The organism is Flavobacterium bizetiae, from assembly GCF_024271895.1.
Lineage (GTDB): Bacteria > Bacteroidota > Bacteroidia > Flavobacteriales > Flavobacteriaceae > Flavobacterium > Flavobacterium bizetiae.
On record NZ_CP091861.1, the window covers coordinates 952,382 to 974,858 of the forward strand.

22 protein-coding genes are annotated in these 22,477 nt (G+C 34.6%); 5 read left to right on the top strand and 17 right to left on the bottom strand.

Features of this window, described 5'->3' with window-relative positions; translation table 11 throughout:
- Positions 1-13 precede the first annotated feature (13 nt).
- The 3 genes from L0669_RS04310 to L0669_RS04320 all read right to left on the bottom strand — a co-directional run bounded on the left by L0669_RS04310 (position 14) and on the right by L0669_RS04320 (position 3,528).
- Positions 14-1,051: an NADP(H)-dependent aldo-keto reductase gene (locus L0669_RS04310; RefSeq protein ID WP_263761584.1), complete on the bottom strand. Its 1,038-nt coding sequence runs from the start codon at positions 1,049-1,051 to the stop codon at positions 14-16.
- A gap of 515 nt (positions 1,052-1,566) precedes the next feature.
- Positions 1,567-2,511 carry an OmpA family protein gene (locus L0669_RS04315; protein WP_263761586.1) on the bottom strand — a complete coding sequence of 315 codons (945 nt, stop codon included), beginning with the start codon at positions 2,509-2,511 and terminating at the stop codon, positions 1,567-1,569.
- A 255-nt stretch (positions 2,512-2,766) separates the two neighbouring features.
- Complete coding sequence (locus tag L0669_RS04320) at positions 2,767-3,528, bottom strand: exodeoxyribonuclease III (RefSeq protein WP_263761587.1); 762 nt, start codon at positions 3,526-3,528, stop codon at positions 2,767-2,769.
- Positions 3,529-3,646: 118 nt separating this feature from the next.
- On the opposite strand from L0669_RS04320, the gene L0669_RS04325 reads away from it, so the two are divergent.
- Entirely contained in the window at positions 3,647-5,449 is a 1,803-nt protein-coding gene (locus tag L0669_RS04325; protein ID WP_173969395.1) for a GNAT family N-acyltransferase, read from the top strand.
- A gap of 62 nt (positions 5,450-5,511) precedes the next feature.
- On the opposite strand, the gene L0669_RS04330 is transcribed toward L0669_RS04325, so the two are convergent.
- The 4 genes from L0669_RS04330 to L0669_RS04345 form a co-directional block, all read right to left on the bottom strand.
- Complete coding sequence (locus L0669_RS04330; RefSeq protein WP_263761589.1) at positions 5,512-5,976, bottom strand: DUF2752 domain-containing protein; 465 nt, start codon at positions 5,974-5,976, stop codon at positions 5,512-5,514.
- The gene (locus tag L0669_RS04335) at positions 5,951-6,334 is read right to left on the bottom strand and encodes a DUF4234 domain-containing protein (RefSeq protein WP_263761591.1); all 384 of its coding nucleotides are present in this window, start codon (positions 6,332-6,334) and stop codon (positions 5,951-5,953) included. Before L0669_RS04335 ends, L0669_RS04330 begins: the two co-directional genes overlap by 26 nt.
- A gap of 182 nt (positions 6,335-6,516) precedes the next feature.
- Complete coding sequence (locus L0669_RS04340; RefSeq protein WP_263761594.1) at positions 6,517-7,464, bottom strand: 2-hydroxyacid dehydrogenase; 948 nt, start codon at positions 7,462-7,464, stop codon at positions 6,517-6,519.
- Positions 7,465-7,573: 109 nt separating this feature from the next.
- Positions 7,574-8,857 carry a hypothetical protein gene (locus L0669_RS04345; protein ID WP_263761596.1) on the bottom strand — a complete coding sequence of 428 codons (1,284 nt, stop codon included), beginning with the start codon at positions 8,855-8,857 and terminating at the stop codon, positions 7,574-7,576.
- Between the two features lie 473 nt (positions 8,858-9,330).
- On the opposite strand from L0669_RS04345, the gene nhaA reads away from it, so the two are divergent.
- Genes nhaA through L0669_RS04360 form a run of 3 tightly spaced genes read left to right on the top strand, consistent with a single transcriptional unit; the run spans position 9,331 to position 11,469 of the window.
- The gene (gene nhaA / locus L0669_RS04350) at positions 9,331-10,479 is read left to right on the top strand and encodes a Na+/H+ antiporter NhaA (protein WP_263761598.1); all 1,149 of its coding nucleotides are present in this window, start codon (positions 9,331-9,333) and stop codon (positions 10,477-10,479) included.
- Positions 10,476-11,018: a hypothetical protein gene (locus tag L0669_RS04355; protein ID WP_263761600.1), complete on the top strand. Its 543-nt coding sequence runs from the start codon at positions 10,476-10,478 to the stop codon at positions 11,016-11,018. The genes nhaA and L0669_RS04355 overlap by 4 nt, the downstream gene beginning before the upstream one ends.
- 46 nt (positions 11,019-11,064) lie before the next feature.
- Entirely contained in the window at positions 11,065-11,469 is a 405-nt protein-coding gene (locus L0669_RS04360) for a c-type cytochrome (protein WP_263761601.1), read from the top strand.
- A 180-nt stretch (positions 11,470-11,649) separates the two neighbouring features.
- On the opposite strand, the gene proC is transcribed toward L0669_RS04360, so the two are convergent.
- The 9 genes from proC to serS all read right to left on the bottom strand — a co-directional run bounded on the left by proC (position 11,650) and on the right by serS (position 20,029).
- Positions 11,650-12,426, bottom strand: a complete 777-nt coding sequence (gene proC, locus L0669_RS04365; protein WP_263761603.1) for a pyrroline-5-carboxylate reductase — start codon at positions 12,424-12,426, stop codon at positions 11,650-11,652.
- A 100-nt stretch (positions 12,427-12,526) separates the two neighbouring features.
- Positions 12,527-13,876 carry a magnesium transporter gene (gene mgtE, locus L0669_RS04370; RefSeq protein ID WP_055094223.1) on the bottom strand — a complete coding sequence of 450 codons (1,350 nt, stop codon included), beginning with the start codon at positions 13,874-13,876 and terminating at the stop codon, positions 12,527-12,529.
- On the bottom strand, positions 13,860-14,645 hold the full coding sequence (rsmA, locus tag L0669_RS04375; protein WP_083692330.1) for a 16S rRNA (adenine(1518)-N(6)/adenine(1519)-N(6))-dimethyltransferase RsmA: 786 nt from the start codon (positions 14,643-14,645) through the stop codon (positions 13,860-13,862). The genes mgtE and rsmA overlap by 17 nt, the downstream gene beginning before the upstream one ends.
- Before the next feature lie 63 nt (positions 14,646-14,708).
- Positions 14,709-15,185: a nucleotidyl transferase AbiEii/AbiGii toxin family protein gene (locus L0669_RS04380; protein WP_263761605.1), complete on the bottom strand. Its 477-nt coding sequence runs from the start codon at positions 15,183-15,185 to the stop codon at positions 14,709-14,711.
- A gap of 1 nt (position 15,186) precedes the next feature.
- A complete protein-coding gene (locus L0669_RS04385; protein WP_263761607.1) occupies positions 15,187-15,372 on the bottom strand; it encodes a hypothetical protein in 186 nt (61 codons plus the stop codon).
- 44 nt (positions 15,373-15,416) lie between these two features.
- Positions 15,417-15,728, bottom strand: coding sequence for a DUF4286 family protein (locus L0669_RS04390; RefSeq protein ID WP_173969406.1), 312 nt, complete (start codon positions 15,726-15,728; stop codon positions 15,417-15,419).
- Positions 15,729-15,873: 145 nt separating this feature from the next.
- Positions 15,874-17,655, bottom strand: a complete 1,782-nt coding sequence (locus L0669_RS04395) for a tetratricopeptide repeat protein (RefSeq protein ID WP_263761609.1) — start codon at positions 17,653-17,655, stop codon at positions 15,874-15,876.
- A gap of 188 nt (positions 17,656-17,843) precedes the next feature.
- Positions 17,844-18,659 (bottom strand): prolipoprotein diacylglyceryl transferase, encoded by an 816-nt coding sequence (gene lgt / locus L0669_RS04400; protein WP_263761611.1) that lies wholly within the window; start codon positions 18,657-18,659, stop codon positions 17,844-17,846.
- Positions 18,660-18,757: 98 nt separating this feature from the next.
- Positions 18,758-20,029 (bottom strand): serine--tRNA ligase, encoded by a 1,272-nt coding sequence (gene serS / locus L0669_RS04405; protein WP_173969409.1) that lies wholly within the window; start codon positions 20,027-20,029, stop codon positions 18,758-18,760.
- Positions 20,030-20,242: 213 nt separating this feature from the next.
- Between serS and L0669_RS04410 the strand changes: the two genes are divergently transcribed.
- Complete coding sequence (locus L0669_RS04410; RefSeq protein WP_263761613.1) at positions 20,243-20,851, top strand: DapH/DapD/GlmU-related protein; 609 nt, start codon at positions 20,243-20,245, stop codon at positions 20,849-20,851.
- 179 nt (positions 20,852-21,030) lie between these two features.
- Here L0669_RS04410 and L0669_RS04415 read toward each other — a convergent pair whose 3' ends face one another.
- The gene (locus tag L0669_RS04415; RefSeq protein WP_263761615.1) at positions 21,031-22,446 is read right to left on the bottom strand and encodes a tetratricopeptide repeat protein; all 1,416 of its coding nucleotides are present in this window, start codon (positions 22,444-22,446) and stop codon (positions 21,031-21,033) included.
- Positions 22,447-22,477 lie beyond the last annotated feature (31 nt).

Genomic DNA, 22,477 nt, shown 5'->3' on the forward strand with positions numbered 1-22,477 from the left:
AAGCCTTTTTTATTTACGGCGCAGGATCTGGAATAATCGCCTGAACAGCTGCAATTTCTGTTAAAATTTCTTTTGATAAGAATACATCTACTGTGTCGATATTTTCTTTTAGTTGTTCCATTGTGGTTGCACCAATAATAGCACTTGTTAAAAACGGTTGTTGCAAAACAAATCCCATGGCAAGTTCTGTTAATGTCAGGCCATGTTTTTTAGCAATTTCCTGATATAATCTTGTGGCTTGCGTACATTGATCGCTATTGTAACGTGTATATTGCGGGAAAAGATTGATTCTCGCATTGGGATGTGCTTCTCCGGTTAAAAATTTACCCGTTAAAACTCCAAAAGCTAAAGGCGAATAGGCTAATAAACCGACATTTTCATATTTAGAAATTTCGGCAGAACCTACTTCAAAAAGGCGATTTAATAAATTATACGGATTTTGAACGGTTTTGATTCTTGGCAGGTTATGATATTTGCTTTCTTCCAGAAAACGCATCATTCCCCAGGCATTTTCGTTAGAAACACCAATGTGTTTTATTTTCCCTTCTTTGATTAATCCGTCAAAAGTTTCAAGGGTTTCTCTAAAATTATCTTCCCATTCAGCATCATGATCTTTAAAACCGCGTTGTCCGAAATAATTAGTTGGTCGTTCCGGCCAATGCATTTGGTACAAATCGATATAATCTGTCTGAAGACGTTTTAAGCTATTTTCTAAAGCGTATTTTATACTTTCCGGAGAGAAATCGACTTTCTCACGCATGTAAGTAAAATTAGGGTTCGGACCTGCAATTTTAGAGGCCAAAACTACTTTTTCGCGATTTCCGGTTTTTTTAAACCAGGTTCCTATAATTTTCTCGGTACTTCCGTAAGTGGCTTCGTTTGCGGGAACAGAATACATCTCTGCAGTGTCGAAAAAGTTAACTCCTCTTTCAAGTGCATAATCCATTTGTTGATGTCCTTCGGCTTCGGTATTTTGCTGCCCGAAAGTCATTGTTCCGAGATTTATTTTACTAACTTTTATGTCGGTGTTGGGTAGTGTCGTGTATTTCATTTTTTTTGAGTTGCTAAGTTTCTAAGGAACTAAGATTCTAAGTTTACAGCTTTTGAATTATAAAACTCAAAGATACGACGGGATTTTTCAAATGAAAATTGTACAAAAGTTAAAAAAATAATAAGACTTTATACAACTCCACGAGTAATACATCTCCACAATATAGATGTCACCCCGCTGGGGCTTTTCTAAAAAAAATATTATTTTCTATAAATATGTCGTCCCGCTGGGACTTATATTGAATTCAATTTAGATTTTAAAATCGTAATTAAATACCTAATATAGCTCCAGAGGAGCGATATATCTATAGCAACCATTAAAACCCGGCAATAAAGCTCCAGCGGAGCGGTATATTTATCTAACATACATGTCACCCCGCTGGAGCTTCTCTGAAAAAAATGGTTTTTATATAAATATGTCGTCCCGATGGGACTTAAATTCAATTTGGGTTTTTACGAAAAAGGCTCAAAGTAAAACTTTGAGCCTTTTGATAAAAAACTTAGTACCTTAGCAACTTAGTTTATACTATTCAACATTTCAGCGATTTCATCTAATCTTGGCGTTAGGATGATTTCGATTCTACGGTTTTTAGCTTTTCCTTCCGGAGTTGCATTGCTTGCAAGTGGAGAAAATTCGCTACGGCCTGCTGCTGTTAGTTTTTGTTTGTTGATTTTAGCGTTTTCGCTTAAAATATTTACAATTGCTGTTGCTCGTTTGGTCGATAAATCCCAGTTGTTTGCAATTGGTCCTGAACCTGCATACGGATCATCATCTGTGTGACCTTCGATAAGAACTGAAAGATCCGGATTGTCTCCTAATACTTTTCCTAATTCTACAACGGCTTTTCTACCTTCGGTTCCAACGGCCCAGCTTCCTGAGTTAAAAAGTAATTTGTTCTCCATAGAAACATAGACTTTTCCGTTCTTTTGTTCTACTGTAAGACCTTTACCTTCGAAACCGTTTAAGGCTTTAGATAAAGTTTCTTTTAGTTTTTTCATTGCCTCTTCTTTGGCTGCAATCATGGCTTCAAGTTCGTTTAATCGGCTTGCTGTTTTATCCAGGCTTGCTTGCTCTTCGGCTAGTTTTTTTGATTTTGCTTCTAATTGTGCTAACAATTCACGGTTTTTAGCCATGTTTTTCTCTAATGCATCGTTGCTGTTTTTCTCTAATGCATTGTATGAATCCTGCAAAACTTTGAATTTGTTTTGTGCAGCTGCAAGATCTGCTTTTTGTTTGGCAAGATCATCTTTTGTAGCACTAAGATCTTTTGTTAATTTATCGCGTTCTAATTCCAGTTCGTTTTTTGCTTTTTGTAAATCGGCATTTTGATCTGCGATTGAACGGTTTTCTTTTTTAAGATCTGAATATTTTGTTTCAAGATCGTTGTAAATTTTCTTGGATACACATGAAGTCATAGACATTGCTACAACTAGTAATCCGATGGAGGCCTTTTTAATCATATTACTTTTTGGTTTTTATTTTTGGGGCGCATTAATAATTCAGAATTTCTTGTTTAACAGTGAGTCCTAACCCTGATGGGAGCGGCATCCTTTTGTGGCGGGGTTCGCCACAAAAGATATAGTGGACAGCAGGAAATAGCTCCTTAAAATTAAAATTTCAACCCCGAAGCCTCGGGATAAAATCCAAATTCCAAAATAACTACATAATACTTGTACTAAAACCCGCTATTCTCTCAACAAGAACAATACCAAAGTTTACTCGATTTCGACTAAAACCGGGCAATGATCTGAATGTACGGCATCCGGAAGTATTACGGCGCGTTTTAATCGATGCTGCAAAGAGTCGCTTACCAAATTGTAATCGATACGCCAGCCTTTGTTGTTTCCTCTGGCTCCAGCGCGGTAACTCCACCATGAATAATGATGCGGATCTTTATTGAAATGACGGAAACTGTCGACAAAACCGGATTTCATAAATGCGTCAAGCCAGGCGCGTTCTGCGGGTAAAAATCCTGAAACAGTTTTGTTACGAACGGGATCGTGAATATCGATCGCTTCGTGGCAAATATTATAATCGCCACAAATGATTAAATTAGGTATTGTTAGCTTTAGCTCGTTAATATAGGTTTGAAAGTCATCCATAAACATAAATTTATGGTCTAAACGTTCGATATTTGTTCCTGACGGAAGGTATAAACTCATTACTGAACAATCGTCGAAATCGGCACGAAGGTTACGTCCTTCAAAATCCATGTGCTGAATTCCGGTTCCGTACACCACATTATTGGGTTTTATTTTAGATAAAATAGCCACTCCGCTATACCCTTTTTTGGTAGCGGGATAATAATATTGATATGGGTAACCTGCAGCAGTAATATCATTTACAGGAATTTGCTCTTCGGTGGCTTTTATTTCCTGAAGACAAATAACATCCGGATTTGCGTGTTGCAACCATTCGATAAAGCCTTTAGTTATTGCGGCACGTATTCCGTTTACATTATAAGAAATAATTTTCATTAGTGTTTTTTTTTGGATTTCAAATGTAATAAAAAAGTGGAAAGTTTATGTTGGAAACAACGAAAAGTAGACTTTTTTGTTATCTTTGTTCGCTGCTCTAATAAATTAAAAATAGTACATGGGTTTAGTTACCGCGAAAGAAGTTGCAAAGGCAATAAATGTTGAGAAGTACGGAGTTCTTGGTACTTTTTCAGGCTGGATTCTCATGAAGGTCCTTAAAATTTCTACCCTTAATAAAATTTACGATCATAATAAACATTTAGAAGACGTTGCGTTTTTGAACGGAGTATTGGATGAATTGCAAATTAAATTCGAAATTCCGGAAGAAGATTTAAAACGTTTGCCTAAAGATGGTGCTTATATTACCATTTCAAATCATCCGCTTGGAGGAATTGATGGTATTTTGCTATTGAAATTAATGCTCGAAAGAGAACCAAATTTCAAGATCATCGCTAACTTTTTATTACACCGAATTGTTCCGCTAAAAAAATACATCATGCCGGTGAATCCTTTTGAGAATCATAAGGATGCTAAATCGAGCGTGGTTGGAATTAAAGAAACTTTGCGTCATTTAAGTGACGGAAAACCGTTAGGAATTTTCCCTGCCGGGGAAGTTTCGACTTACAGAGACGGAAAATTAGTAGTAGATAAACCGTGGGAAGAAGGTGCTCTAAAATTGATCAGAAAGGCTAAAGTTCCGGTTGTACCTATTTATTTTCATGCTAAAAACAGTAGATTATTTTATTGGTTGTCTAAAATTGATGATACTTTAAGAACTGCAAAATTACCATCAGAATTGCTTACGCAAAAAGATCGTGTAATTAAGGTACGTATTGGTAAACCAATTTCTGTAAACGAGCAAAACGAAATTGAATCGTTTGAAGAATACTCTGAGTTTTTAAGAAAGAAGACGTATATGCTGGCAAATCCTTTTGAAAAGGACCATAAATTACTGGACACAGCAAGTTTAAAAATACCAAAAGCGCCTAAAAAAATCGTAACACCGGCAAGTGAATCAAAAATGATTGACGAAGTTAATGCGTTAAGAAACAGCGACTGTCGTTTATTGCAGAGTAAAAACTATGAGGTATTTTTTGCAAGAGCGAAATCTATACCGAATATCTTGCATGAAATTGGCCGTTTGCGTGAAATTACTTTTCGTGAAGTGGGTGAAGGAACCAATGAATCTATCGACTTAGACCAGTTTGATCAGTATTATCACCATATGTTTTTATGGGATGAGGATACTAAGAAAATTGCCGGTGCTTATCGTATGGGATTGGGTTCTGAAATTTACCCTAAATACGGAATTGAAGGTTTTTATTTGAATGATTTATTTAGATTCGAGCCTGAATTGCATGATATGATGCACAAATCGATCGAAATGGGTCGTGCGTTTATCATCAAAGAATATCAGCAAAAACCAATGCCTTTGTTCTTGTTGTGGAAAGGTATTATTCATACTACTTTGCGTTACCCTGAGCATAAGTATTTGTTGGGTGGAGTAAGTATTAGTAATCAATTCTCTGATTTCTCTAAATCATTGATGATCGAGTTCATGAAGTCGAATTACTACGATCCGTATATCGCGCAATACATTCACCCAAAGAAGGCATACAAGGTAAAACTGAAAGATGCTGATAAAGATTTTATCTTTGATGAGGCTGAATCTGACTTAAACAAATTTGATAAAATCATTGACGAATTAGAACCAGGAAATTTACGTTTGCCTGTTTTAATTAAAAAATACATCAAGCAAAATGCACGCGTTGTCGCTTTTAACGTCGATCCTTTGTTTAACAATGCCGTAGATGGTTTAATGTACATTAGAATCGCAGATATTCCTGAAAGCACTATGAAACCTGTTATCGAAGAGTTTCAAATAGAACTGGAACGTAAATTATCTGAAAAGGAAGATTAGACGTAAATCTTATATAAGATAAAAAAACTCATAAGCCTTAACTTATGAGTTTTTTTTATGTTTTAAAACCAAATCGATTGGTGTAATATATCATCAAAAGAATTATTTCTAACAAATAGAACTAATCGTATCAAATGATAAAAGGCGAGGAAATAAGCCATATTATAAGCCAATTTTCTATTGTATAAAAGTCCTGTAAAATATTCTTTTTTGGTTATAATTTCTGTAGTCAATATAATAATGGTCAACCAGCAAAATAAAATAACAAAAGGTCCTAAAATATGATAACTAACACTTTTATAAATATCTCCCTGATAGAAATACACCAGTGATTTTGTTATACCACAACCGGGACAAGGAAATCCTGTAACCATTTTGAAGGGACAAAACGACTGATCTGTCTCTAAATGGTCGTTGTGATTGTTAAGCATTAGTAAAAACGGAATTATCAGTGTAATTGCTGCACCGATAATTCCGTAAACTTTACGCTTTACTCTGCTATTATTTGTATAATCTGTTGATATCACCTTGTACAATCATTGCTGCTGCCATAGGAAAGAAAAGTCCTAACACAATTAATAAAGTAGATTGATCTTTTTGAAGTTCACCTGTTTTTTCGTAAACTTTTGGCAATGCTTCTTTTCCTGCTAAGTAGTAAAAATAAATATTTACCGGCATACAACACCCTGCAAAAATTGCAATTGGCTGAGAAATAACTTCTTTTTTAGCTACAGCATTAAAAACCTCTGCAACTTTAATATTCCAATAAATTAAATATAAACCACAAGTTAAAAAGCCGAAAACCAATACCATTATTGGATCTACTTTAAATACCGGAATTTGTTCATTAAAATCATTAGACGTTTCTTTAAAATTATTTTCCATTTTTATTATTAAAAATTAATTGGTTAATTCCTACTCTTCGGATTTTCGGCTACTCCTTATTTAGAAACAATATTATTAAAAATTAATATTAAAAACTAATAATCGCCTGGAAATTGTACAGAAAAAACTCGTTATAAAACTCTAAAAATAATACAAGCCGCCTGGGTTCATTTTTACTGCACTTACTTAGAGTACACTGCCTTTATTTTATCGACAATTACCTGCGCCAAACGTTCGTGGCTCTCAAAAGTCCAACCCGCGATATGAGGCGTAAGCAAAACGTTTTTAGCTTCTAAAAGATACTGAAAAGCTTCGGGTGTGTTTTTATCCTGAAACAAGGTTTCAAAAGATAATTTCTCATACTCTAAAACGTCCAGACCTGCTCCCAAAATCTTTTTTGACTTCATGGCTTCTACTAAATCTGCTGTAACGATATTTTTACCGCGCGAAGTATTTACAATCCAGAATGGCTTTGCAAATGCATTTATAAAACTCGTGTCAACCATTTTGTCCGTTTCAGGAGTCCACGGAAGATGCAAACTCAAAACATCAGCTTTTTGTTGCAATTCCTTTAATGAAACTTGTCTGGCATTTTCGTCACCAATATTCTCTAAGATATCATGAAAGATCACATCTACTTCAAAACCACGAAGTTTTTTGGCGAAAGCCTTTCCCATGTTTCCGTAACCAATAATCCCTACTGTTTTTCCGTCAAGTTCGTGACCGCGATTGCTTTCACGGTTCCAGTGTCCGGCTTTTATCTCGGCATCAGCCTGATTTAAATTATTGAATAAAGATAAAATCACTCCCAATGAATGTTCTGCAACAGCGTTGCGATTACCTTCCGGAGCAGCAATTAAATGTATTCCTTTTGTTTCGGCATATTCACAATCGATACTTTCTAAACCCGCGCCAACTCTGGCAATAAACTGTAAATTGACAGCTTTATCTAAAAAAGTTTTATCGATTTTAAAACGGCTTCGAATTACGATTCCGTTATAATCCTGAATTTTATTTTCGATTTCTTCCTTAGAAGATTTAAAATCGGCGTGGTTTTCAAAACCAGCTTCTTCTAGTTGTTGCCAAAGAATCGGGTTATTACTGTCGATATGCAGAATTTTTATGCTCATTGTAGTTGTTTTTTATTGGAACAAAAATACGGCTAATTCTTTATATTTTTCTTCCATTACTCATGGAACAAAAATGTAAATCACCAAATCATATTGAAATCTTTTTTTATTAGTCTAAAAGATAAGTAAAGGAATAAAACGCATATGGTGAATCGTATTTTATCACTCCAGTCGTTAGCTGACCATTTGATTCTGCCATTCTAAACTCAGTAAGAGCAGGATAACCCGGTGTTTGAAACTGACGAATTAAACGTCCTTCTTTATTGATCACGAAAATTGCCACGCTTTGTTTTTCATCTCCATCAGATTTTTCCGTTAAGTACAACCAAAACACAAAATCTCCATTGACGCGCTTAAATCCTTCTGCACTATTGATGTACGGGACTTCGTAATTATCCGGAAATACAAATTGTATTTGCCATAAAGCTGTATTATCTGAATTCGTTTTTTCGAATATGATTTTATTCGAAAACATTCCTTTTTGCTTAAAGTTATACGTTTCCTTTTTTACTTCGTCTTTATAAAATGTAACGGTCGACCATGTTTCTTCTTTTGCAGGTTCAGCAACAGATTCCTGAGTTTCTTTTTCAGAAGTTTCAGTTTCACTTTCCTCTTCATCACTTTCCTCAGGTGCCGATGGTCCGCGATAAACAGATTCATAAGGTTCTTTATCTGACTTGTCTGTAGTTACTTTTAAATCTGAGTTTACTGTAAATCTTTTATTTGTTGCATAATAGTAACCATCGGCACTGGTATTTTCTGTTCCTTCGATATACAAACCACCATCACTATTCAATTTTATTTTATCGATTTTGGTATCTGCGTACTGCTCAAAAACATTCACCTTTATAAGCTTAAGATTAGTGTCGAGTACTGCAACAAAGGGCATTTGCTCTATTTCAGACTTTCCAACCTGACCGTAAACAAAGATTTTACCTTTTAGATATTCAACATAAAAATTACCTGTTGATATATATGAAATGCCTTTTTCCTGAAAAGATTTTAGCAATATTGATTCCATTGATTTACTAACCGTTTCATAACCTGAATAGGTATTATTAAATTTTAGTTTATCGATATGATATTCTTTCAGGTTATAGCGCATTCTTCCTTCTCCGCTTTGTTCTTCAACGGACTGAGTTAAAGTTCTATCTTCTTTTTTGATAAATAATGTAAAACCGCCTTGATTGTCTGTTTCAACCTGCGTGGTAAAAAGATCATATTTTGTTCTATGTTTTAATGCCAGTTTTTGCTTTTTTACTTCTTTCCCTTCTTTATCAAGTATTAATACAAAAGCAGTATTATTACTTCGATTTTCATCACTTTCTTCGATCACGAAAAGCATATTTCCGTTGGCTAACGCATGAACGCCTTCAAGATATCCGGTTTTCATATCCCATTTATATTGCCATAATTCGGGCGAATTGTACTTTTTCGAAAAATGAATAACTGATTTAACTTTCAGTTTTTCATTGCCGGTTATCGGCTCATCTTTTTGATAGTTTTTGTCGATACTTACAGGAATGGGCTTTTTTTCAGAGATTTCTCCATCATTTTGAGTGTTTTCTTTTTTACAGGAAATTTGAATCAGAATAAAAAAAGTATTAAAGCGCGGGAAAGACCTATTTTATAGTTCATTAAGTTGGTTTTGGTTATTAAGAAGCACGAAAATACTATTATTTTTTAAGTTTTTTCTTAAATCAACAACGATTAAAAAGCTTGTAAAAAGCATCAAAATTTATTGTAAAGATGTTGTAAAGTCAAATAGAAACGCGCTGAATTTTTTATTGGTGAGATTTTTTTTAACTTTGAATAAATACAAATAGAGAAAATTTCTCTTTTTTAAATCTTCAGAAACCCTCCACAATGAAACTAACCAAGACTTTTAAAGCCTTTTTTGAAAACGAAAAATCAGGAGGGTTACTCTTACTATTTGTTACGATTATATCACTATACCTTGCAAATTCTTCTTTTCAAGTACCTTATATTGCCTTTTGGGAAAAAGATTTAGGCGGACATTCGATCACGCACTGGATCAATGACGGACTAATGACCATTTTCTTTTTATTGATTGGTCTGGAATTAGAACGCGAAATATACCATGGCGAACTATCGAGCATAAAAAATGCTTCGTTGCCAATTATGGCTGCATTTGGCGGAATGTTGGTTCCTGCCGCTATTTTCCTGGCTTTGAATTTTGGAACTGCAACGCAAAACGGAGCAGGAATTCCTATGGCGACTGATATCGCGTTTGCCATTGGAATCTTATCTCTTTTAGGAAAAAAAGTTCCGGCATCTTTAAAAGTATTTTTAACAGCTTTAGCCGTTATTGATGATTTGGGCGCTATTATCGTTATTGCAATATTTTACACCACCTCGATAGCATTTGTAAATCTTGCCATTGCTTTAGGAATATGGGGCTTCTTGTTTATTTTGAATCGAATGAAAGTTCAAAACCTGATTCCTTATTTAATTGGAGGAGTTGTCATGTGGTATTTTATGCTTAATTCAGGGGTTCATGCTACCATTACGGGTGTTATTCTGGCATTTGTAATTCCGTTTGGAGATGGCGGAGAAAAATCATCTTCATATAAACTGCAGCACTTTTTACACAAACCTGTTGCTTTTGTAATTTTACCACTATTTGCTATTGCAAATACCTGTATAGCAATCGAGTCTGATTGGCATCAGGGATTAAATCATCCTAATACATACGGTATTATTTTAGGTTTAGTGATAGGAAAACCATTGGGGATTTTGCTTTTTTCTTCGATTGGAGTTACTGCCGGATTGTGTGCTTTGCCTAAAAGTTTAAAATGGGCGCATATTCTAGGCGCAGGAATGCTAGGCGGAATAGGTTTTACAATGTCTATCTTCATCACACTTTTAGCTTTTAAAGATCCTGAAGTTATTGTATTTTCTAAAATTGCCATTTTGATTGCGTCAGTACTTTCCGGAATCTTTGGTTTTGTTTATTTAAAATTTATTCTGACACAAAACAAAAGCTCAAAATGATGAATTATATCGCTAAACTTACGGTTATATTGGTCGCAATTTTGCTCATTTCATCTTGCAAAAAATCAGAAGCTGTTGTTGAGAAAAATAATTCTGAAACAAAAACTCTTAATAAAACCAGCGCGGATAGTGAATCTATTGAAGGACTATACGAAACACAAGCGGAACCGGACAACAGTAACGAGTGTGTGATGTCTATCGAAATTATCAAAGAAAAAAAAGGTTATTCTTATTTTCTTAAAACAAAACTTCGTCAACTAAAAGGCATCGCCAATATGACCACCAACGAATCCGGAGAAAAAATTCTTGTTTTAGAAGGTATTGAATGGGATGAATACGAAGGTGATATTAGTCGTGAAGAAGACAATGATTCTATCGCTGACTCTGAATCCAATTCTCAACAGCCAGATATTCCGGTAGGAATTGGTGCCAGTTATACTAAAGACACACTTACGATTCAGAATTATGGAAATGCTATGAATTCGTATACAAAGCTTTCAGAATGTGGGAGGAAATATATACAGCTTATTAAGAAATAAATTCCAATCTTTTGAAATTCCAAATTCCAACTGAATCCTTTGGCAAATGAAGAGAATCCGTCATATTTTATTTTTTTTTATATCATTAATTATTCTGCTTGTTGGAATCATATTTTATCAAATAAAAACATACGCATCACCCGCCTATTCAATTTGCGCAATTCCAGTGCCTGCATTTTGCGGAAATCCTGATTCAACAGAAAATGAAACAAAGGGAAAAGAGATTTTTAATTCAAATTGTGCAGCGTGTCATAAAAAAAACGCAAGATCTACCGGACCTGCATTGTATCAAGTTGATTCATTAGTAATGAAAAAATGGTTAACAAATAAAAGAAACAAGATTGACAGTACTAAAATTGAACAATTTGGAATTGATTATCATAGAATTAAATTTTCCAAAGTTTTAAATAAAAAAGATATAGGCGATTTAATTGAATATTGTCATAATTAATAAACTCCAATTATTCCACAACTAGATTTCTTTCAATTTTTGACGAGTTTCTGGTGTGACTTCTCCTCCGTCGAAGTGACAAACTAAATCAATAACACTTTTAAACAAAAAATCCCAAACCCCAACAAGTTGGAATTTGGAATTTTATCCCGAAGCTTCGGGATTGTATTTTATTAAATCTTATCCCTTGATTTGTTTCAAAGAAGTTTTGATTCCTTTTATTAAAGAAGAACTGAAGCCATTGTGTTCCATTTCGTTCAAACCAACGATTGTACAGCCCTGAGGCGTCGTTACACGATCGATTAATTGTTCCGGATGCACTTTCTCCTCTAATAACATTTTAGCCGCTCCTTTTACAGTTTGTGCCGCGATGGCTAATGCAGTTTGAGAATCAAAACCTATTTCGATTCCGGCTTGCATCGAAGCGCGAATATATCTTAAAGCATAAGCTGTTCCGCAAGCTCCAAGAACTGTTGCTGCATCCATTAACTTTTCGTCGATTACAGGTGCTGTTCCTAAATCCTGAAACAAGTCAACAATTGGCAATGCTTTTTCTCTGTCCTTTTCAGGGAAAGAAATACAGGTTGCCGATTCGCCAAACTGCGCTGCGATATTAGGCATAATACGCACTACCGGAAAAGTACCGTTTGTTTTTTCCTGAAGCACATCCAAAGATAAACCACTCACTGCCGAAGCAATAGTTTTTCCCGGAATTGCTGATAAAATTTCGGCTAAAACAGTATCAACCTGATAAGGCTTTATGGTTAAAATTACCACATCGGCCTCTTGAATATTATGTTTATTATCTGATGAAACCGTGATTCCGTACTCTGTCAAATATTGAATACTTGCGATATTTCTTCTGGTAACGGTAACCTGGTTATTTTTTGAGAATTTAGCAATTCCCAAGGCTATAGAAACCCCAAGATTTCCCCCTCCTATGATATGTACTTTCATTGCTTATTTATTGGCTGGTTAATAGCGAATTTTTCAGCCACAAATTACACAGATTTTACAGATCTTAAATCACTGCATTCTATTAATTTGTTGCAAAAACTTAGAAACCAAGAATCAATTTGGCTACTCCAAAGTAGAGCATAATTCCAAATACATCATTGGTTGTGGTAATAAACGGACCAGTTGCAATTGCGGGGTCAATTTTATTTTTATGTAAAAACAGCGGTACCAAAGTTCCTAATGTCGCAGCAAATAAGATTACTACAATCATCGAAATAGAAATCGCGATTCCCACTAAATATTGTTGGTACATTACAGAATGATACGCCAATAAAAGCAACGAAATAATGGTTCCTGAAATCATCGAAACGCTTATCTCTTTACTAAAATAACCTCTGCTAAATTCTTTTAATGTTCCGTTTGCCAAACCCTGCACCACAATTGCCGATGCCTGAACTCCAATATTTCCTGCAGTTGCAGAAAGTAACGGAACGAAAATAATTAAGGTTGAATATTTTTGAAAGGTTGCTTCGTTTCCTTTTAGAACAAATGATGCTACAATTTCGATTACCATTCCTATTAAAAGCCACGGCAAACGTGCTTTTGTAAGTTCAAGAACACTATCGTTTGATTCTACGTCTTGCGTAATACCCGCTGCTAATTGGTAATCCTTATCTGCTTCGTCCTTGATTACGTCTACTATATCATCGATGGTAATTCTTCCTACCAATCGTCCTAATTCATCTACCACCGGAATGGCCTCTAAATCGTATTTTTGCATGATACGTGCTACCTCAACATCTTCGGTATCTACGTTTACAAAGTTTAATTTTCGAATATAAATATCAGAGATCTGTGTTTTGGTTGATGTGGTTAGTAAATCTTTTAATGACAATCTTCCTTTAAGGCGATTTTCATCATCAACTACATAAATAGAATGTACTCTGGAAACGTTTTCTGCCTGAATACGCATTTCTTTCACACAAGTTAATACATTCCAGTTTTCGTTGACTTTCACCAACTCTTTCCCCATCAAACCACCGGCAGAATTTTCATCGTAACGCAACAAATCGACAATGTCTTTTGCGTGTTCAACGTCATTAAGTTCTGAGATTACCTCCGCTTTTATTTCTTGCGAAAGTTCACCAATAATATCCGCCGCGTCATTGGTTTCAAGCTCATCAAGCTCTTCTGCAATTTCTTTAGGCGAAAGTCGGCTTAAGATATTTTCACGTAAGTCATCCTCCAGTTCCAGAAGAATTTCTGCCGTTTTATCACTATCTAAAACCTTAAAAATATAAGTTGCCTCGTCGAAATCCAGCTCATCCAGGATTTCGGCGATATCAGCGTGGTGCAGGTCATTAAGTAAAACTTCAAGTTCTTTGTCGTTTTTGCTAACGATATGTTCCTCTAACTGGTGGATTAATTCTTTGCTAACTTTGAACTCCATCGGCTTCTATTTTTTGAGTCAGAACAATAAATTCGTCTACGCTAAGCTGCTCAGGACGTTTATCAAAGATAGTGTCTAATCGCAATTCATCAGATAAATTTAATGTTTTCAAACTGTTACGTAATGTTTTTCGTCTTTGCTGAAAAGCCGTTTTTACTACTGTAAAAAACAACCTTTCTCCGCACGGAAGGCTATAATCTTCCTTTCGGGTCATTTTCATCACACCCGACTTGACCTTGGGCGGAGGAATAAAGACGTTTTCATCTACGGTAAACAGATACTCTGTATCATAGAAAGCCTGAGCCAGTACGGATAAGATTCCGTATGCTTTTGAGCCTTTTTTCTCGCATATTCTTTCAGCAACTTCTTTTTGAAACATCCCCGAAAATTCCGGAATCTGATGTTTGAATTCTAAAGTCCTGAAAACAATTTGCGTCGAAATATTATAAGGGAAATTTCCAATAATAGCGAATTGTTTATTTTCGTAAACCTCGTTTATATTGTATTTCAGGAAATCCTGAGAGATAATTTTATCTTTTAGTTTTGGATAATTTTCACCCAAATACACCACAGATTCACCATCGATCTCGATCACGTGCGTGTTAATTGGTTTGTCAAGCAAATACTTAGTCAACACACCCATCCCCGGTCCTATCTCTAAAACCTCATCGTATCCTTTTAAACTTAAAGTATCTGCAATTGCTTTTGCGATGCTTTCGTCTTTCAGGAAATGTTGTCCTAAATGTTTTTTAGCTTTTACTTTTTCCATTTTTTTTAGATTCTTAGATCCTTAGACCTCTTAGATTGTTAGATTTTCAAAATATCGAATAATCTATTTCTTATTTATTTCTCGAAGCTGTTGAACATCCAATAAATCTTTTGCTCTATTTGCTTTAATTTTACTTGTAATCAAATCTTCTAAAGACAAAACATTCCACTTTAAAAATGTTTTATCATTAACTGTGGTTTCCTCACTATCTCTATAAGCTTCATCAAAACTTTTATTTACTGAAAACTTGGTAATTAATTCTAAATCCAAATCTACAGGAGAAAATTTGATTGATATATTTTGTTGTTCTTGCTTTACGTTTTCAGGAAAATCATCAATTTCATGCCCCATTTCATTAAAAACCATCACTAGCTTTTTAAAATTTCCCTCTGTTGTTTCTATCCAAAAATCAACATCAGCTGAATGTCTTTGATATCCATGAAAATTAACAGCTCCTCCGCCAACCATTAACATCCGAACTTTATATTTGTTCGCTAAAGCTATAAACTGATCAATATTCTGATCCCACAATTTTGACATCTTATTTTGTTTTTATTACAATTATAAAATTGTCTTTGTTTTTATCCACTTTATTCTTCACGGGAAACCTGCTCATTCTTTCGCTTAAGCGTAAAAAACTATAAAATCTTTCCGTTTTAGACAACTTCAAAAAATCTTCTTGTTGTTGCTTATTACTTTCTTCTTTAGTTTGAAATCGAATTTCCATAATTTCTTTTTTTAGATTCTTAGATTTCCAGACTAAAAGTCTCTTTAATGATCTGAAATTAATTCTAACTCTGTTCTGAAAGAAAGCAATTTATCAGCAAATAACGCCAAAGCTTCCTGATGAAATTTTGGTTCATCTTCGATATAATATCTTTCTAAAGTTTCTTTGCTATCCGTAACATACTGAACAGAATAAGTGATACCTCCCATTTCTTCTTCAATCATAACTCTTACGATTCTTGCCGAAGAAAATTTTTGCGTTGCCAGAATTTCCGGTATGTGTTTTTCCTGCATCCACTTTAGCCATTGGTCTTTAACGCTTTCGTGTATATTGGTAGTAACGTTGTAAATAATCATTTTTTTTCTAAGGTTCTGAGATGCTGAGATTCTAAGGTTCTGAGTTTTATTTACCAGACTCTTAAAAGCAAATCATCGTATTATTAATTCTTTGTTTATTTGTTAATTCGGTTAAACGGTTAAACAAATAACCAGTTAAACCAAACTACAAATTTTTATCTCCTCTTAACTCGCGGTATTTTTTTCTTGCATCAACAAAGTAAATACTATCCTGATGGTTAAAAATTACCTTTTCATATAAAGGTTTTGCCTTTTCTGTATCTTTCAATTCGTCGTTGTAAATTTCTGCCGAAAAAAACAGCGCTTCATCTACATAAATTCCGTCGCCATGATTGTCAATGATCTGTTGATATTGGCTTAAAGCCGAATTAAAATCTTTTTGACTTTCATATATTTTACCTAAACGCAACAATGTTACAGCTTCTATTTCCTGCCCTTTAAAGGTCTTTAGAATGCTTTGAAACTGGGCAATTGCTTCCGGTTTCTTATTCTGATAAATCAAAAAGTCTCCTTTTGCAAATTGCTTTAATGCCGTTTGTGTCGAATCAGCAACCGTATTATCGTTGATCAACAAAAAATATTCAAGAGCATCATTGGCGATCAATTGTGTGTTGGCCGCTTTCAACTCTTTAAACTGTTTTAAAGCCCATTCGAAATCGCCTTTGTAATAACTTGTTTTCGCTGCTTTTAAACTTGCTTCGTGCGCCATGACATCATTCTTTAAATCCAATTGAATTTGCGAATAATAAATCAACGCCTGATTGAACTTTTCTTCTAAAAGCAAGATGTCTGCCAACTCCATCTTTGCATCTGCTTTTTGATAATCGTTCAAATTTAATTCTAACGCTTTTTTTATAATTGTCTTAGCCTCTTCAGTCTTTTTAAGATTAAAAGCCAGGAAATGCGCCTGAATAATTTGCAAAGATAAGGTAAAAGGAGCTATTTCATAGGTTGTAAGCAATTGTTGTAACTCTGCACTAATAATTGGATAATCTTTTTCCTGTGCTCTATCGATTTTAATTTGCATTAAATACGAATTCGTCTGTACTAATAAATCTAAATCTTTGGTATTTAGCAATATAAAATTCAGGATTTCCTCAGCCGTTTCAGTATCATCTTCATTTAAGGCAAACTGACTTAAATTGACAATACTCGAAAGTGATTCCGGTTCGCGTTTGTAAATGGCTTTTTCCTGAATAAAGGCTTTCCCAAATTCTTTTTGCTGTACATAAAACCAACTTAGATAATGATTCCAGAAAACGTCCTGATCTTTTTGAGTTCTTAAGATCAAAGCTTTTCGCATAGCATCTTTAAAAGCCGTATTATCCGTTTCACCGTTCATGAAACGCGATAATTGCGTTTGAATTAAATTGGCATTTTGCGGATTTTTATACGATTCTGTCAGTAAAAGTTCGATCATCTGATCTGTTTTACCTAACTGCCCGTACAACATCCCGATCTGGAAATTGAAATTATAATTGGGCTGAATCTGCATTGCGGCCTGATAGGATTTTAATGCATATTCGAGCAATACTTTTTTCTCGAAAGAATTCGCAATTCCGTACACATCATTCGGACTTGTTTTGATTTTTTCGATGGCCTGCTCGTAGTAATCTTTGGCTTTAGCCTCGTTTTTCTGTAATTGAAAATTATATCCCAATTCTACTAGAAAAACACCTTGTTTGTATCGGTTATAACGTTCCTGAATGATTTTTTGTGCCAGATCAAATTGCTGCAATTGCTGATAACAATCTACCGTTCTTAAAAAATACTGAGTATTGGATGGTGAAGCTTTTAAAAGCTCTTCGTAACTAATTTTAGCTTTCTCGAAATCACCTTTATCGTAGTAATATTGCGCCAATTGCTCATTTTGTGCAAATGCAAAACCAGACCATAATAAAACGATATAAATAAAGATGTTTTTCATATTTCAGTCTTTTTTCAGTATTCAGTCTTTTTCAGTCGCAGTTTTCAGTCTCAGTTATTAGTTTTCAGTTCCGGTTTTCAGTATTCAGTCTCTCGCAATAGCTATCAGGATCAGCCTAAGTAATCATCGTAATTCACTGTAAACTGTCACTGCGACTGAATACTGCGACTAAAAACTGCGACTGTAAACTATACTTTCTTAGATTTCCAGATTATCAAAGCTACGCCAATTAATATAAACGGAATACTAAGTATTTGTCCCATATTAATGATCATATTATTCTCGAAGCTTTCCTGATTTTCTTTAAAAAATTCGATTATAAATCGGGCTACAAACATTAAAGTTAGGAAATATCCAAAAATTAATCCGTCTGATTTTCTAATATTCTTTGATTTATAAAGATAAAGAACAATTCCGAAAATCAATAAATAAGCAAATGCTTCATACAATTGCGTTGGATGCCTTGGGATCATATCGTCTCTTTCGAAAACAACACCCCAATTTCCGTTTGTTGGTTTTCCGTAGATTTCAGAATTCATAAAATTTCCAAACCTGATAAAAGCTCCTGTAACCGGAACTCCAATCGCCATTTTATCTAAAATCCATAAGAATTTAACCTTGTATTTTCGGCAGTATAAGATCATTGCGATCAAAACCCCAATTGATCCTCCGTGACTTGCTAAACCCTGATAACCTACAAATTTGTAAACTCCCGCTACTTTCTGAATGGGTAAAAGAATCTCTATTGGGTGTTGCAAAAAATAAGCTGGTTCATAAAAAAAACAATGTCCTAATCTTGCGCCTAAAATGGTCCCAACGATTACATATACCAGTAAACTATCGAGATTATCCAGCGAAAGATGTTCTTTTTTGTAAATATTTCTTACGATGTAATACCCCAGTAAAAGCCCGCAAGCAAAAAGAGCTCCATAATATTTTAAAGGAAAACTATCTGTTATCATGAAAATAACCGGATCTACATTCCAATTTAAAATTCCGTTCATCTTGCTTTATTTTTTTGTTCAAGTTCCTAGCTAAAATTAAGAAACCTAACAGATTTTAAAAACCTGTTAGGTTGACTATAAGAACTATAAAAGTTATTTTAATTTATAATATCAAATCCGCAGTAAGGACGTAAAACTTCCGGAATTACGATTCCTTCCGGAGTTTGGTAATTTTCTAATATTCCTGCCAAAACTCTTGGCAAAGCCAATGAACTTCCGTTAAGCGTGTGTGCCAATTGGTTTTTTCCGTCTTTGTCTTTGAAACGCAATTTCAAGCGATTTGCCTGAAAAGTCTCGAAGTTAGAAACTGAACTAATCTCTAACCAACGATCCTGCGCTGTAGAAAACACTTCAAAATCGTACGTCAAAGCCGATGTGAAACCCATATCGCCACCACATAAACGTAAAACACGGTAAGGCAATTTCAATTCTTTCAAAATATCTTTTACGTGTTCTACCATTCCGTCAAGTGCTTCATAAGACTTATCAGGATGTTCAACACGCACGATTTCTACTTTATCAAATTGGTGCAAACGGTTTAATCCGCGTACGTGTGCTCCGTAAGAACCTGCTTCACGACGGAAACATGGCGTATATGCCGTATATAAAACCGGTAATTCAGCTTCAGTTAAAAGAACATCGCGGAATAAATTCGTAACAGGAACCTCAGCCGTTGGAATCAAATATAAATCATCAATTGTTGAATGATACATTTGTCCTTCTTTGTCCGGTAATTGTCCTGTTCCGTAACCTGAAGCTTCATTTACCAAATGCGGCACCTGAACTTCGTTATATCCTGCAGCAGTATTTTTATCTAAAAAGTAATTGATCAAAGCACGTTGCAAACGAGCTCCTTTTCCTTTATAAACCGGAAATCCTGCACCGGCAATTTTCACACCCAATTCAAAATCGATGATATCATATTTTTTTACCAATTCCCAGTGAGGTTGTGCACCTTCGTGAAGAACCGGAATATCACCTTCTTCAAAAACATTCAAATTGTCATCCGGAGTTTTTCCTTCAGGAACAATATCAGCCGGAAGATTTGGTAATGTATATAATTTATCAGTCAATTCGGCTGCCAAAGCATCTGCTTTTTCACCTAGTTCTTTACTTTTTTCTTTTAATGAAACCGTTTTTTCTTTTAAGATTGCCGCTTTAGACTTCTCTCCCGCTTTCATTAATTCTCCAATATCTTTGGACAATTTATTAGATTCAGATAAAGTGTTGTCTAATTCTACTTGTGTAGCACGACGGTTTTCGTCTAATTGCACGACTTCTTCAACAACGCTTTTAGCATCGATATTTCGTTTTGCTAAAGCCTTGATTACTTTCTCTTGATTTTCTCTAATAAATGCGATTTGTAACATAGCTTGATTTTTATAACTATTGTATTTTTTTTATAATGGAAGCAAATTTAAGGAAATGTTTTATAAGATCACGACAAAGTTGATTCTAAAGTTATTTCGCGGGGTATTACGAAGAGATACACGAAGAATACTCAGAGATTTTAAATATTTCTTCATGAAACTTCACATCTTCGAAAATAAAAAATCAGTAAATTGCCATTAAAAATTATCTTTATGCTTATTGACCATTTTATCGAAGATTTCTCTAAGACTTTCAGCGATCTTTCTACTTCAGAACCATGGAATATTACGAATGACCTTAAAAACACAATCGAAAAAATGATCCTCAATCTGGGTGACGATTACATCATTCAGGACAATATCGCTATTCATAAATCGGCCACGATCGAAAATAATGTTACGATAAAAAAACCGGCCATTATTGGCGAGAACTGCTACATTGGGGCAAATGCTTATTTTAGAGAAGGTGTTTATTTAGATCAATCGGTAAAAATTGGTCCGGGTTGCGAAATAAAAAACAGCATTATTTGTTCAGGCACGGCGATTGCCCATTTTAATTATATCGGAAATAGTATCATTGGCAGAAACATCAATTTTGAAGCAGGTTCGATTGCTGCAAATCATTATAACGAAAGAGCGAATAAAAAAATATCTGTGCTTTATGATAACAAGATTATCGAAACAAACTCGGATAAATTTGGTTCTTTGGTTGGAGATAATTCCAGAGTTGGAGCCAATGCCGTATTGTCGCCGGGAACTATACTGGTTAAAAATTCTATTGTAAAAAGATTAGAATTAGTTGAACAAGTGGTTCCGGAATAGTGATATTCCACAGAGATCCAAGGAGATTTGGCAAAGATATTTCAGAATAGAATTAAACCCCAGCGGGGTGAAATTCTTGGCGTATTAATATATCGCTCCGATGGAGCTTGAAGAAAAAACCAATACAATTTTCTATAAATATTTCGCTCCTCTGGAGCTATATTAATTATTAATCCCCTCTATTCTTTTATCACTCTAAAAATTTCTGTTGAATTTCCTCCAACAACTTTTAGTAAATAAAAACCAGATGCTAATGTCGAAACATCGATTTTTCCATCGGTGCTTTTTCCTTTTAAAACCGAAACCGATTCGAAACTAAAAACCTCATAATCAAAATTAAGATCAAAGTTCTCAACCGAAGCAATTGTAGAAACAGGATTTGGGGAAATTACAGGCTTTTTAATATCTGGAATTTGAGGCTTAGTATTATTACAAGCACTTTCTATCAACGATGGCAAATCTGTTTCATCATAAACTAGAGAATATTTCAGTTCGTTAGCGCTACGGAACAACTCACATGCCTTTTTATATTTGTGCTGATCAAGATAAATGATTCCGAGATTTTTCATCGCATACGAATTATTTTTATCCACTTTCAATGCGTCTTTCAAATCTGTAATTCCTTTATCTGATTCGCCTAATTTATGATAAAGCAAACCTCTGGTCGTTTTTAGATTTCTGCCCACGTAAAATGCATTACGTTCTGTGATGCCTTTTTCATATTTAAAAGCAATCATAATATTATCCATTGCTTTTTGATATTCGCCGGTATCACTATACAATCGTGCAAGCGCCCATCTCGCATCGGCCATTTCCGGTTTTTGAGTTACAATTTTTTCTAAATAATAACTTGCCAAATCATACGCTTTTCGGTCTTGCAAAAGAGCCGCAAAATTGTATAAAATATGCAGATCGTCAGGCGCATTTTTTATGGCTTTAAAATAATAATTAAAAGCAAAACTATCCATATCGAGCGAGGCATAAATACTCGCCAGTCTGTCGTAAAGTTTGCCTCTGAATACATCTTTCTTTTCTGCCAAAGAATCTGAGAGCGCTTTGTTTTTAGGATCTTTATCTATCGAATATTCTACTTTTTTTAAATCTTCAAGTGCTAAAGTGGTATTTCCTAAACTAATACTCAAAACCCCACGATTGTACAAATCATTCACTTTGACCGGATTGTAATTAGTTCTTGTATTAATATCCGTCAATAACTGAAGTGCTTTTTTTACCGATTCTTCCCTGTCTTTACCAAACGGTAATTTATGATCGGTCCTGCTTACTAATTTTCCGTGCGAATAATTCAAGGTAACCAATTTTTCACGTTGCTTATTGTACTGATAAGAATCGCCATTTTTTAAACCTTTATCATAATAAAAAATCTCATTGAGTTTTCCGTTAGGATAAAAAGTTTTAGTACTGTCCGGTTTTTGATCTGGCCCGTACCAAATTTCTACAGAAACTGTATGATCATTATAAAAATAGCGGGAAACATCTTCCTTCTTTTCATCGTTTTTTTCCTGAGCGCATAACAAAACGGGCAAAAACAATAAAGCAAAAAATATCTTTTTATAACTAAAAATTGATTGAGTCAAAGTGGTAAGGATTAAATACGAATTCAAATTT

Bases quoted from the DNA above. Each gene is read 5' to 3' on its own strand.
- L0669_RS04310 (WP_263761584.1), bottom strand. From the start codon at position 1,051: ATGAAATACACGACACTACCCAACACCGACATAAAAGTTAGTAAAATA.
- L0669_RS04315 (WP_263761586.1), bottom strand. From the start codon at position 2,511: ATGATTAAAAAGGCCTCCATCGGATTACTAGTTGTAGCAATGTCTATG.
- L0669_RS04320 (WP_263761587.1), bottom strand. From the start codon at position 3,528: ATGAAAATTATTTCTTATAATGTAAACGGAATACGTGCCGCAATAACT.
- L0669_RS04325 (WP_173969395.1), top strand. From the start codon at position 3,647: ATGGGTTTAGTTACCGCGAAAGAAGTTGCAAAGGCAATAAATGTTGAG.
- L0669_RS04335 (WP_263761591.1), bottom strand. From the start codon at position 6,334: ATGGAAAATAATTTTAAAGAAACGTCTAATGATTTTAATGAACAAATT.
- L0669_RS04340 (WP_263761594.1), bottom strand. From the start codon at position 7,464: ATGAGCATAAAAATTCTGCATATCGACAGTAATAACCCGATTCTTTGG.
- L0669_RS04345 (WP_263761596.1), bottom strand. From the start codon at position 8,857: ATGAAAACCGGATATCTTGAAGGCGTTCATGCGTTAGCCAACGGAAAT.
- nhaA (WP_263761598.1), top strand. From the start codon at position 9,331: ATGAAACTAACCAAGACTTTTAAAGCCTTTTTTGAAAACGAAAAATCA.
- L0669_RS04355 (WP_263761600.1), top strand. From the start codon at position 10,476: ATGATGAATTATATCGCTAAACTTACGGTTATATTGGTCGCAATTTTG.
- L0669_RS04360 (WP_263761601.1), top strand. From the start codon at position 11,065: ATGAAGAGAATCCGTCATATTTTATTTTTTTTTATATCATTAATTATT.
- proC (WP_263761603.1), bottom strand. From the start codon at position 12,426: ATGAAAGTACATATCATAGGAGGGGGAAATCTTGGGGTTTCTATAGCC.
- mgtE (WP_055094223.1), bottom strand. From the start codon at position 13,876: ATGGAGTTCAAAGTTAGCAAAGAATTAATCCACCAGTTAGAGGAACAT.
- rsmA (WP_083692330.1), bottom strand. From the start codon at position 14,645: ATGGAAAAAGTAAAAGCTAAAAAACATTTAGGACAACATTTCCTGAAA.
- L0669_RS04380 (WP_263761605.1), bottom strand. From the start codon at position 15,185: ATGTCAAAATTGTGGGATCAGAATATTGATCAGTTTATAGCTTTAGCG.
- L0669_RS04385 (WP_263761607.1), bottom strand. From the start codon at position 15,372: ATGGAAATTCGATTTCAAACTAAAGAAGAAAGTAATAAGCAACAACAA.
- L0669_RS04390 (WP_173969406.1), bottom strand. From the start codon at position 15,728: ATGATTATTTACAACGTTACTACCAATATACACGAAAGCGTTAAAGAC.
- L0669_RS04395 (WP_263761609.1), bottom strand. From the start codon at position 17,655: ATGAAAAACATCTTTATTTATATCGTTTTATTATGGTCTGGTTTTGCA.
- lgt (WP_263761611.1), bottom strand. From the start codon at position 18,659: ATGAACGGAATTTTAAATTGGAATGTAGATCCGGTTATTTTCATGATA.
- serS (WP_173969409.1), bottom strand. From the start codon at position 20,029: ATGTTACAAATCGCATTTATTAGAGAAAATCAAGAGAAAGTAATCAAG.
- L0669_RS04410 (WP_263761613.1), top strand. From the start codon at position 20,243: ATGCTTATTGACCATTTTATCGAAGATTTCTCTAAGACTTTCAGCGAT.